This window comes from Arthrobacter sp. P1_A5, assembly GCF_056406825.1.
In genome coordinates this window covers 1-9,965 of the sequence record NZ_JBFTZL010000138.1, presented here as the reverse complement: position 1 = coordinate 9,965, position 9,965 = coordinate 1, and the positions used below count along the sequence as shown (strand labels likewise).

General features: G+C 69.1%; 9 protein-coding genes and 1 riboswitch. Of the genes, 5 read left to right on the top strand and 4 right to left on the bottom strand.

Annotated elements, in window-relative coordinates; translation table 11 throughout:
* Positions 1-120: 120 nt before the first annotated feature.
* The gene (locus AC1D1S_RS15875; protein WP_079552845.1) at positions 121-423 is read left to right on the top strand and encodes a hypothetical protein; all 303 of its coding nucleotides are present in this window, start codon (positions 121-123) and stop codon (positions 421-423) included.
* Between the two features lie 167 nt (positions 424-590).
* Positions 591-2,405: a DUF222 domain-containing protein gene (locus AC1D1S_RS15870; protein ID WP_476994895.1), complete on the top strand. Its 1,815-nt coding sequence runs from the start codon at positions 591-593 to the stop codon at positions 2,403-2,405.
* Positions 2,406-2,562: 157 nt separating this feature from the next.
* Here AC1D1S_RS15870 and AC1D1S_RS15865 read toward each other — a convergent pair whose 3' ends face one another.
* The 3 genes from AC1D1S_RS15865 to thiO form a co-directional block, all read right to left on the bottom strand.
* A complete protein-coding gene (locus AC1D1S_RS15865; protein WP_079550362.1) occupies positions 2,563-3,387 on the bottom strand; it encodes a thiazole synthase in 825 nt (274 codons plus the stop codon).
* A 5-nt stretch (positions 3,388-3,392) separates the two neighbouring features.
* Entirely contained in the window at positions 3,393-3,629 is a 237-nt protein-coding gene (gene thiS, locus AC1D1S_RS15860) for a sulfur carrier protein ThiS (RefSeq protein WP_028278094.1), read from the bottom strand.
* Positions 3,626-4,936 (bottom strand): glycine oxidase ThiO, encoded by a 1,311-nt coding sequence (gene thiO, locus AC1D1S_RS15855; RefSeq protein ID WP_476994894.1) that lies wholly within the window; start codon positions 4,934-4,936, stop codon positions 3,626-3,628. Before thiO ends, thiS begins: the two co-directional genes overlap by 4 nt.
* Positions 4,930-5,050: riboswitch (TPP riboswitch) on the bottom strand. It overlaps the preceding gene by 7 nt.
* 26 nt (positions 5,051-5,076) lie before the next feature.
* Between thiO and thiE the strand changes: the two genes are divergently transcribed.
* On the top strand, positions 5,077-5,775 hold the full coding sequence (thiE, locus tag AC1D1S_RS15850; protein ID WP_243182241.1) for a thiamine phosphate synthase: 699 nt from the start codon (positions 5,077-5,079) through the stop codon (positions 5,773-5,775).
* 37 nt (positions 5,776-5,812) lie between these two features.
* On the opposite strand, the gene AC1D1S_RS15845 is transcribed toward thiE, so the two are convergent.
* Entirely contained in the window at positions 5,813-6,487 is a 675-nt protein-coding gene (locus tag AC1D1S_RS15845; protein WP_476994893.1) for a ferritin-like fold-containing protein, read from the bottom strand.
* A gap of 38 nt (positions 6,488-6,525) precedes the next feature.
* Between AC1D1S_RS15845 and AC1D1S_RS15840 the strand changes: the two genes are divergently transcribed.
* Both AC1D1S_RS15840 and AC1D1S_RS15835 read left to right on the top strand, forming a co-directional pair.
* Complete coding sequence (locus AC1D1S_RS15840; protein ID WP_476994892.1) at positions 6,526-8,019, top strand: RNB domain-containing ribonuclease; 1,494 nt, start codon at positions 6,526-6,528, stop codon at positions 8,017-8,019.
* 370 nt (positions 8,020-8,389) lie between these two features.
* On the top strand, positions 8,390-9,965 hold a 1,576-nt coding region (locus tag AC1D1S_RS15835; protein WP_476994891.1), incomplete at its 3' end, for a DEAD/DEAH box helicase.

Genomic DNA, 9,965 nt, shown 5'->3' with positions numbered 1-9,965 from the left:
GTTCTGGGCTACGTGGAAATCGGCGCAGAAGAGGCCCGCCGCGTCGGCTTCGGTGCCCTCTAGCCCGTTCTTCCCACCACCGTTCCTTCATCGCAGTTTCTCCATCGTGAGGTGTCCTGAATGCTTTCCCTGATTGTGGTCGCCATGGTGACCGTGGCTGCGGGTTTCGTGGTGTGGGCCAACGACAAACGGCACCAGAAGTACGGCGTCGCCGTCCCCGCGGGAGTCGCTGCATCCGTCGGTATGCTCAGCTGGATCATCTTCATAGCGGCCGGATTCGGCTACCAGCCGGGCCTGACCTGGATCCCGTGGATTCTRCCAATGGTCCTGGGCACTGCGGCCTCGATCGCGGCCGTGGTGTATCTCGGCAAGGCCCGGACGAGGCAGGACACCGAGCGGCTCACCAGCATCCTGAAGCTCTAGCTCTTTAGCCCCGCGCAGCTGTTTTCCGCGCGCAACCGTGACCACGCACCCAACGGGGTGCGTGGTCACAGTTCGTTTGGGGTTCGGCCGGGTGCACCGTACCGGAGTCACTCCGAGGCGGAACCGTGCCCATCACTTTTGTCGGAGCCCTCAAATAGACTCGAGCCATGGAAGCCGTCAGGGATTTCATCAGGGATCTCACCGCCTGCGAGGACGAGGCGCAGGGCACGGACCGGGGTGCAGCCCCGGTCGGGCAATCCGGTCTGGACGCCGCCCTGACCGCGCTGCGGGCGGTGGGTTCGACGGCGGTGGAGGATGCGGGGTCATGGGGCTTCCGGGCCGCGTCGGACTTCGCCGGACAGGTGGAGGAAGTCTCCCGCGCGGTGGAGTATCTGCAGCTCGTCGCGGCGGCCGCCGTGGACCGGACCCGGAAGCAGTCCGCCGCCGTGGCCACGGGGGCTGTAGCGGGGGCGGTCACCGCGTGGACCACCGGCTGGCGCGAGAGCCCCGCCGGGTGGCAGACCGGCGCACCCGGCACCGCGGAACCCGCCGGCACCTCCTTGGCCTCGGCTCCCGCGGGCACGTCCTTGTCCTTGGTTCCCTCCGGCACGTCTGTTGCAGCTGCTCCCGCCGGCACGTCCGTTGCGGCGGCGCCCGCCGGCGCCCCCGGAACGGCGGAACCGGCAGTGCCGGAATCGGTGCTGGATGACGGGTACCGGAACACGGCGGAGTTCCTGCGGGCGCGGCTGCGGATCGGCGCCGCGGAGGCCARGCGCCGRCTCKGCCTSGCCGACACGCTGCTGCCCCGGCAGGGACTCGCCGGCCGGCCCATCCCGCCCGTACACCCGGAGCTCGSMGCYGCCGTCGCGGCCGGCGAGATCGCGTCCCGGACCGCGACCGTCATCACGCTCGCCCTGGACCGGGTCCGGCACAGCTGCCTCCCGGAGGCCGCGGCGGCGATGGAACACGCCCTGACCCGCACCGCGGCCGAGAACGACGCCGACTTCCTGGCCCGGGTCAGCCGCAGCTGGGCCGAGGCGCTGGACCAGGACGGCGCCGAACCCTCCGAGGAACTGCTCCGCCRGCTCCAGGGCGCCTTCCTCCGCAAACCCCGGCACGGCCTGCAGCACCTGGAAATCTTCGCCACCACAGACCAGTTCGAACACCTGGTGACAGTGATGAACACCGCCACCAACCCCCGCACCGGCCCCGACACCGGCGAAGGCACCGCCACCGGCAACACGGCGCAGGCCGGACCGGGCGACGGGTCCGAAGCGGCCGACGAGCCCGGCCCGTCTGACGAGCCCGCCACGGCCGAACAGCACGCCGCACTGCCTCCCCTGGACCTCCGCTCCCGGCCGCAGAAGCTGCTCGACGGCCTCGTCGGCGCGTGCAAAGCAGCCCTCGCCACCGGAGGGCTGCCCGCCGCGGGCGGGCTCCGGCCGCAGATCATGGCCACCATCGATTACCGGGGCCTGCTCACCCGGCTCGGGACGACTCCCGCCGAAGCAGGCGCCGCTGCCAACACCGCACAGCACGGCACCGGAACCAGACACGGCACCGGGACGCTGCTGTTCACCGGCCCCGTCACCGCATCGACCATCCGCAAAATCGCCTGCGACGCCGACATCATCCCGGTCGTCCTCGGCGGCGAGGGCCAGGTCCTGGACATCGGCCGCGCCTCCCGGGTCTTCCCGCCCCACATCCGCAAGGCCATCACGGCCCGGGACCGGGGCTGCGCCTTCCCGCAATGCACCATTCCGGCGCCCTGGTGCGAGGCCCACCACATCACTTACTGGTCCCGCGGCGGAACCACCGGAACCGGCAACGGAACCCTGCTCTGCTCCCATCACCACCACGTGATCCATAAGGAACACTGGAGCATCCAGATGCGCACCGGGATCCCCTGGTTCATCCCGCCACCCCATCTCGACCCCGCCCGGACACCCCGACGGAACACCTACTTCCGCCCCGACCAGTAGCGCCCAGTTATTTAGGTGCTCGTTATGTAGGTGCCCGCTTTCGGCCATGACGGCCTTGTGCGAGCCATGCGGTGAGGACTCGTTGGGGTTCTTGGGGATGCTGGCCCCGGGAACCGGGCCAGCCCGCCCAATCCCGGGAGGCTTCAGAGGAACGACGTTAGAGGAACTCGGCCCGGCCTTCCATTGCCGAGGACGCCAGTGCGTGTTCCCGCCGCGGGATCCTGCCGGCCGCTTTCGCTAGCCTGCCGGCGATGACGGCATGTTTGAAGGCCTCGCCCATGAGCACCGGATTCTGCGCACGGGTCACCGCCGTAGCCAACAGCACAGCGTCGCAGCCGAGTTCCATCGCCAGGGCAGCGTCCGAGGCCGTGCCGATCCCGGCATCCAGCACCACGGGCACGGACGCGCGCGAGACGATCAGCTCGATGTTGTGCGGGTTCAGGATGCCCAGTCCGGTGCCGATCGGGGCGCCCAGCGGCATCACGGCCGTCGCGCCGAGGTTTTCGAGCCGGAGGGCAAGCACGGGGTCGTCGTTCGTGTAGGCGAAGACCTTGAAGCCTCGGGCCACGAGCTGTTCGGTTGCGTCCACGAGTTCGACGGCGTCCGGCAGCAGTGTGTGCTCGTCGGCAATGACTTCGAGCTTGACCCAGTCCGTTTCCAGGGCCTCCCGCGCCAGTTCGGCGGTGAGGACGGCGTCCTTGGCGGTGAAGCAGCCTGCCGTGTTCGGCAGCACCCGGATCTGATGGTCCTCGAGCAGCTGGAACAGCGAGCCCGTCTCCGCTGGCGAATAGCGGCGCATCGCCACCGTGGTCAGCTCCGTCCCGGACGCCACCAGCGCCGCCCCGAGCCCGTCCAGGCTCGGGGCACCGCCGGTTCCCATGATGAGGCGGGAGCCGAGCCTTACGCCGTCGACCACGAACGGATCGGCCACCGCACCTGTCATGGGGACGGCCTGTGTTCCTGCGAATGTCGTCTCGTTCATGCTGGTCATCCTCCCTGGACTGCCGTGACGAGTTCGACGTCGTCGCCGTCGGCGAGCGCCGTGGCGTGCCACTGGCTGCGCGGCACCACTTCGGCGTTGCGGGCGACGGCGACACCGAGCTTCCGCCCGTCGGCGGCGCGGCCGTCGGGGCCGATGCTCCGGCCCGTAAGCTGGGTGACGAGTGTGGAGACGGAGGCGCCGTCGGCGACGCTCTGCTCCGTTCCGTTAAGTCGGATGTTCATGCTGCTTCCTTCTTGGGGCTGTCCCCGGACGTAACCGGGATGCGGGAAAAACGGTCCGGGCGGAACCCGCCCCAGCGCGGGTCCGGCGTGAAGTCCATGAGTTGCCGGCACACGGCGGCGGCGGCGGGGGTCAGCAGGACGCCGTGCCGGAAGAATCCTGTGGCGATGATGAGTCCCGGGACGTCCCCGCCGTCCGCTCGTGCGACCCGCCCCAGCAGCGGGGCATTGTCCGGAGTGCCGGGCCGCGCCCGCGCCGTGGCTTCTAAAAGCTCCAGCTCGGCGACCGCAGGCACCAGCTGCTGGGCATCCCGCAGCAGCTGGTAAATACCGCCGGCGGAAACCGCGTGCGGATCCGACGGTCCATCCTCCCGCTGGGTGGCCCCGATCACCACTGTGCCGTCCTGACGGGGGACGATGTACACCGGGATGCCGCGCACCATGCCCCGCACGGTGGCCGTGAGCAGCGGCTGCAGATGCGGAGGCACGCGAAGCCGGAGGATGTCGCCGTAGACGGGCCGCAGCGGCAGCGCCAGCCCGGCCGGAAGCTCCTCGAGCGCGGCGGCGCCGAGCCCGTTGGCCACCACGGTCTCCGCAGCCCGCACGGAACCGCCGCCGGCCAACCGCACACCCGCCACCTGTCCGTCCTGCCACAGCAGGCCCGCCGCGCGCCGCCGGACGAAGTTGCCGCCTTCCGCTCCGAGTACGCCGGCGAGCCGGGTGATCAGCAGGCGGGGGTCCACCTGGTGGTCGGCCGGGATGTCGAAGGCACACGAGATGCCGGGACTCAGCAGGGGCTCCCGGGTGCGTGCCTCGCGCACTGTCAGTGGCTCCACGGCCAGGCCGCTTGCCTGCTGGACTTCCCTCAAGTCCGCGAGYGCGCGCCGGTCGGCCGCGTCGGCCCCCACTGCCAGGGTCGGCGTCGTTAAGTAGCCGGTACCCGCCGGGGAATCCCCGCCGGCGGCACCGGCGTCGAGAGCCGCAGCGAATCCTGGCCACAACCGGGAGGCCTCAAGCATCAGTTCCAGGAGCTGTTCCTCCTGGTAGTGCAGTTCACTCACGGGGGCCAGCATGCCGGCGGCGGCCCAGCTGGCTCCGCTGCCGGGAGCATCATCGATCAGGACCACGGATCGGCCCGAGCGCATGGCCTCGAACGCGATGCCATGGCCGATCACCCCGCCACCGATCACGGCCACGTCGGCACTCGTATCCCCCGCGATGATTCCCTCTGCGGTACCGGGCCCTGTGTCACAAACCTGGGCGGCGGCGTCATTTGCGGCTCCGGCTGCACGGCCTGCTCGTGTGCCCATGAAAAATTCCTTCCCTACGCCGGTACTAGCCGGATCAGGTCAAGCGGTCGGCTCTGACGCCCTCTCAGCCGGGCAGCGGCGATATGGCTGCTGCGGGCTCCCGCGGTATGCGCCCAGTTTAGAGGAACTAGGCTGGTCCCATGAGCCAGGACCCTCTCCACACCACCGCCCGCCTCTATCTCTGCACCGACGCCCGCAGGGACCGCGGCGACTTCGCGGACTTCGTGGACGCCGCCTTCGCCGGCGGCGTGGACATCATCCAGTTGCGCGACAAGTCGCTCGAGGCCTCCGAGGAGCTGGAACTGCTGGAGGTCCTGCACACCGCGGCGCAGCGCCACGGGCGGCTGTGGGCCGTCAATGACCGGGCGGACATCGCCTCCCTGTCCGGAGCTCCGGTGTTCCATGTCGGCCAGAAGGACATTTCGCTCGACGCCGCCCGCGGCTTTCTCGGCAAGGATGCCGTGATCGGCCTGTCCACCCACAGCCCGAAGCAGGTGGACGCCGCCATCGCTGCCGCGCCCGGCCGCAGAGGGCTCGATTATTTCTGTGTGGGCCCCGTGTGGGCGACGCCCACCAAGCCCGGACGCGCCGCCGTCGGCCTCGATCTGGTGCGCTACGCCGCCCAGGCGATCGGCGGGGCGGACGCGGAGGGAACCGGCAGGGTCAACGAAAGCGTGCTGCCGTGGTTTGCGATCGGCGGGATCGACCTCAGTAACGTGGAGCAGGTAGTCGATGCCGGTGCCCGGCGGATCGTCGTGGTCCGGGCGATTACCGATGCCGCTGATCCGGCCCACGCCGCCGGAGCCTTGCTGGCGGCGTTGGACGCCGCCGCATCCTAAGCAGGTCCCCAGCCCGTAATGCCGGCCGGCACTGAAACTATCCGGCGAGACCCAGCTCCGTCATCCGGCGCGCGTGATTCGCTGCGAGTTCGGCCGCCAGGCCGTTGACCAGCGCCCGGGCGCCGGCGTCGTCCAGCCCCGACAGTCCGCCGAGGAACGCGTGCTCAGCGCTGACACGCTGGGCGTGGTTCAGTACCTCCCCCAGCAGGCGCCTGGCCCACAACGCCAGGCGCGACGCCAGCCGGGGGTCATCGGCCAGGGCCGCCTTGAGGCGCGCCTGCAGCACGGCCGTGGACTCACCGGTGGAGCGGACCTGTCCGATTAACTTACGGGTCGCGGCGTCGACGTACCGGCCTACGACGCCGTAAAAGTCCGCGGCGACCGTGTCGATCACGTAGGCCTTCATGAGGGCCTCGTACCAGTCCGACGGGCGCGTGCGTTCGTGGAAGTGGTCCACCGAGGGCTGGAACGGCAGCATGGCGGCCTCCGTATCCAGGCCCATGTGCTCGAGCCGGGTCCGGACGAGTTCGTAATGCTGGAACTCGACCACGGCCATCCTGCCCAGCACCGCACGGTCATGCAGCGTGGGCGAGTACCGGGCACTCGAGGACAGCCGCTCGAAGGCGGAAAGCTCGCCGTACGCCAAGACTCCCAGCAGTTCGGCAAGGAAGCTGTTGTAGAGGGCAGGATCGTCCGCAGTTGCGCTCATCATCCAAGACTAATAGCGGAAATCGGGCTACCCTGATTTTCGTGTCCCATCATCGCCTGACCCCCAGTGTCCACGAGCAGCAGAACCAGCTTGCCGGGGCCCTCAAGGCGTTGCGCACCACGCTGGAACTGCCCGGCCCGTTCCCCGAAGTTGTGCTCCGCGACGCGGAGGCGGCAGTGGCCGAGCACAAGCTCCCGGACCTTGACCTCACGCATGTCGAGTTCGTGACCATCGATCCGGCGTCGTCCACCGACCTGGACCAGGCCCTCTTTATCGAACGGAGCGACGGCGGCTACAAGGTCTTCTACGCCATCGCCGACGTCCCCTCCTTTGTCGCCCCGGGCGGGGCGCTCGACGCCGAAACCCGGCGCCGCGGCCAGACCTTTTACACCCCGGACGGCCGCATTCCGCTGCATCCGGAGATCATCAGCGAGGCCGCCGGCAGCCTGCTCGCCGGGCAGCTGTGCGCGGCGTTCGTCTGGGAGTTCGAACTCGACGCCGCGGCAGAGGTCGCCTCGGTCCTCGTGCGCCGGGCACAGGTCCGCAGCCGCGCGAAGCTCAACTACAAAGGCGTCCAGGCCGAGCTCGACGCCGGCACCGCGGCGCCCGTGCTGCAGCTGCTGAAAGAAGTAGGGCTCAAACGGGTGGAACTGGAACGCCTGCGCGGCGGCGCGAGCCTGAACATGCCGGAACAGGAGATCCAGCAACTGCCCGACGGCGGCTACCGGATCGTGGCGGCCCCGCCGCTGCCGGTGGAGGACTGGAACGCCCAGATTTCACTCATGACCGGGATGGCCGCCGCGGCGCTCATGCTCCGGGGCAAAGTCGGCATCCTCCGCACCATGCCCGCCCCGGACGAGGCGTCACTGCGCCACTTCCACCGGCAGACCCACGCCCTCGGCAAGCCCTGGGACGGGGAAATGCGCTATGGCGAGTACCTGCGGACCCTTGACCCGACGGACCCCCGGCAGCTGGCCATTGTGCATTCAGCCGGGATGCTCTTCCGCGGTGCCGGATACACACCCTTCGACGGCACAGTGCCCAACGCCGCCGTCCAGTCCGCCATCGGCGCCGCCTACGCCCATTCCACGGCACCGTTGCGGCGGCTGGTCGACCGCTTCGTCCTGGTGATCTGCGAGGCCCTGAGCAACGGCACCGAGGTTCCTGCCTGGGCCAGGGAGGCGCTGCCGTCCCTCCCTGCCATCATGGGCACCTCGGACCAGTTGGCCGCGAAACTGGAGCGGTTGTCGCTGGACACCGTTGAGGCGGCGCTGCTCGTCAACCACGTCGGCCAGGAATTCGACGCTGTCGTCATCTCCGGTCCCAAGCCCGCCAAGGGCGCCAACGGCAGCAGCAACGGCAACGGCGGGAAGACCAACGGCAACGGAAACGGCCCGTCCGGGATCGTCCAGATCGCCGAGCCCGCCGTGACCGCACGATGCCCCGGCGAACTGGAACCGGGCACCAAAGTCCGGGTCCGGGTGGTGTCCTCGGACATCGCCACACGGGAAATCCAGCTGGAGCTCGTGGGCTGACGGCCCGCTGGCGGTCCGCAGGCCGTCCCGACGCCGTCCCCACGCCGTCGCCAGCCAGCGCTCCCGGTGCCCTCCCGGTCACTTCCCGAGGCGCAATCACCCGCCCAGTCGAGGATCCGCGGCTTGTACAGCTAGACTGAAGAGGTAGAAATGGATGCCCGGTCGTTGATTTCCATGATTTTCGAATTCAACAAGCCCGCCCCTACGCGATCTTGAGATACACCCGCTGGTCCCCAGTGCCAGCATTTAGATAGCCCGCGATCGGCTTCCACTGGAATTGCTTGCGCGCCTGAGCGTGCTCCGGAACGGCCACCACGGCCGCCCCCGTTGAGCAAGCAGCGCAGCCCAAAATGAATAAGGAAACTCCCCTGTGAGTGAATTGCACACGCACCAGCTTCTGACCGATGAGTCCGGCACGGAGACCATCGAGCCCGAAGAGACCATCATCTCGGACGAAAAGCCGCACGAGATTGCCGAGAAGACCTTTGCCGACTTCAATGTCCGCGCGGACATCGTGGAGTCCCTGGCCGACGCCGGCATCACCCACCCCTTCCCGATCCAGGCCATGACCCTGCCGGTCGCACTGGCAGGGCATGACATCATCGGCCAGGCCAAGACCGGTACTGGCAAGACGCTCGGCTTCGGCATCCCGGCGCTGCAGCGCGTCGTCGGCCGCGACGACGCCGGCTTCGACAAACTGGCCGTTCCCGGCGCCCCGCAGGCCCTGGTGATCGTCCCCACCCGCGAGCTCGCCGTCCAGGTAGCCAAGGACCTCGAAAACGCCGCAAAGAAGCGCAACGCCCGCATCGCCACCATCTATGGTGGCCGCGCTTACGAGCCGCAGGTCGAGGCGCTGCAGAACGGCGTCGAGGTTGTCGTCGGCACGCCCGGCCGCCTGATCGATCTCTTCAAGCAGAAGCACCTGAGCCTGAAGAACGTCAAGATCGTCATCCTCGACGAAGCCGACGAGATGCTGGACCTCGGGTTCCTGCCGGACGTCGAGACCCTGATCGCCGGCACGCCCGCGGTCCGCCAGACGCTCCTGTTCTCCGCCACCATGCCCGGCCCGGTCATCGCCATGGCCCGCCGCTACATGAGCCAGCCGACCCACATCCGCGCCGCGGACCCGGACGACGAGGGCCTGACCAAGCGCGACATCCGCCAGCTGATCTACCGTGCCCACAGCATGGACAAGGTGGAAGTGGTAGCCCGCATCCTGCAGGCCCGCGGACGCGGCCGGACCATCATCTTCACCAAGACCAAGCGCACCGCCGCGAAGGTGGCCGAGGAACTGGTGGACCGCGGTTTTGCTGCGGCCGCCATCCACGGTGACCTCGGCCAGGGCGCCCGCGAACAGGCGCTCCGCGCCTTCCGCAACAACAAGGTGGACGTCCTCGTTGCCACCGACGTCGCCGCCCGCGGCATCGACGTCGACGACGTCACCCACGTGATCAACTACCAGTGCGTCGAAGACGAGAAGATCTACCTGCACCGCGTCGGCCGCACCGGCCGTGCCGGCAACAAGGGCACCGCCGTGACCTTTGTTGACTGGGACGACATGCCGCGCTGGGGGCTCATCAACAAGGCCCTCGGCCTGAGCTACCCCGAGCCCGTGGAAACTTACTCGTCCTCGCCCCACTTGTTCGAGGAACTCGACATCCCCGCAGGCACCAAGGGCCGGCTGCCGCGCGACAAGCGTGTGCTGGCCGGGGTCGACGCGGAGGTCCTCGAAGACCTCGGCGAGACCGGCAAGAAGAACTCGCGCACCAGCGCAAAGGAYAGCGGAAGGGACGGCGCAAAGGACGGCAGCCGCACGAGCAGCCGTGACGGCGCCCGTGAAGGCAGCCGCACGAGCAGCCGTGACGGCGCCCGCGAGGGCAGCCGCACTGGCGGACGTGACTCGCGCCGCAGCGGCACCGAAGCCGGCGGACGCTCCGGCGACCGCC

Coding starts and splice junctions, on each gene's coding strand:
- AC1D1S_RS15865 (WP_079550362.1), bottom strand. CDS start 3,387: ATGAACGAGACGACATTCGCAGGAACACAGGCCGTCCCCATGACAGGT.
- thiS (WP_028278094.1), bottom strand. CDS start 3,629: ATGAACATCCGACTTAACGGAACGGAGCAGAGCGTCGCCGACGGCGCC.
- thiE (WP_243182241.1), top strand. CDS start 5,077: ATGAGCCAGGACCCTCTCCACACCACCGCCCGCCTCTATCTCTGCACC.
- AC1D1S_RS15845 (WP_476994893.1), bottom strand. CDS start 6,487: ATGATGAGCGCAACTGCGGACGATCCTGCCCTCTACAACAGCTTCCTT.